The 1,138-nt window shown below is 64.2% G+C and carries 1 protein-coding gene; it reads left to right on the forward strand.

Translation table 11 applies throughout. From position 1 onward, the window contains the following. Positions 1 to 1,127: S-(hydroxymethyl)glutathione dehydrogenase/class III alcohol dehydrogenase (locus IT41_RS19220; protein ID WP_036744408.1), on the forward strand; the 1,127-nt coding region annotated here is incomplete at its 5' end. Between the last annotated feature and the right edge of the window lie 11 nt (positions 1,128 to 1,138).

Raw genomic sequence — 1,138 nt, forward strand, 5'->3', positions numbered from 1 at the left:
TGAAAACCCGCGCCGCAGTCGCATTGGAAGCCGGCAAGCCGCTTGAGGTGATGGAGGTGAACCTCGAAGGTCCGAAGGCCGGCGAGGTGATGGTCGAGATCAAGGCGACCGGCATCTGCCATACCGATGAATTCACCCGCTCGGGCGCGGATCCCGAGGGGATCTTTCCGGCGATCCTGGGCCATGAGGGCGCGGGCGTCGTGGTCGAGGTGGGCCCGGGCGTGACCAGCGTCAAGCCCGGCGATCACGTGATCCCGCTCTATACCCCGGAATGCCGGCAATGCGCCTCGTGCCTGTCGGGCAAGACCAATCTCTGCACCGCGATCCGCGCCACCCAGGGCCAGGGGCTGATGCCCGATGGCAGCAGCCGCTTCAGCATGGCCGACGGCACGCCGATCCACCATTACATGGGCTGCTCGACCTTCTCGAACTACACGGTGCTGCCCGAGATCGCGGTGGCGAAGGTGCGCGAGGACGCGCCCTTCGACAAGATCTGCTATATCGGCTGCGGCGTGACCACCGGCATCGGCGCGGTGATCAATACGGCCAAGGTCGAAATCGGCGCCAAGGCGGTGGTCTTTGGCCTGGGCGGGATCGGGCTGAACGTGATCCAGGGCCTGCGTCTGGCGGGCGCGGACATGATCATCGGCGTCGATCTGAACGACGACAAGAAGGAGATGGCCGAGCGTTTCGGCATGACCCATTTCGTCAATCCGAAGAATGTCGAGAATGTCGTGCAGGAAATCGTCGAGATGACCAAGACGCCCTTCGACCGGATCGGCGGCGCGGATTACAGCTTTGACGCGACCGGGAATGTGAAGGTGATGCGCGACGCGCTGGAATGCACGCATCGCGGCTGGGGCCAGTCGGTGATCATCGGCGTGGCCGCCGCCGGGGCCGAGATCAGCACGCGCCCGTTCCAGCTGGTCACCGGCCGGGTCTGGAAGGGCACCGCCTTTGGCGGCGCGCGCGGCCGCACCGATGTGCCGAAGATCGTCGACTGGTACATGGACGGCAAGATCGAGATCGACCCGATGATCACCCACACCATGCCGCTGGACGACATCAACAAGGGTTTCGACCTGATGCATGCCGGCGAATCTATTCGCTCGGTCGTCCTTTACTGATCGTAAAGGCC

Source organism: Paracoccus halophilus (assembly GCF_000763905.1).
Lineage (GTDB): Bacteria > Pseudomonadota > Alphaproteobacteria > Rhodobacterales > Rhodobacteraceae > Paracoccus > Paracoccus halophilus.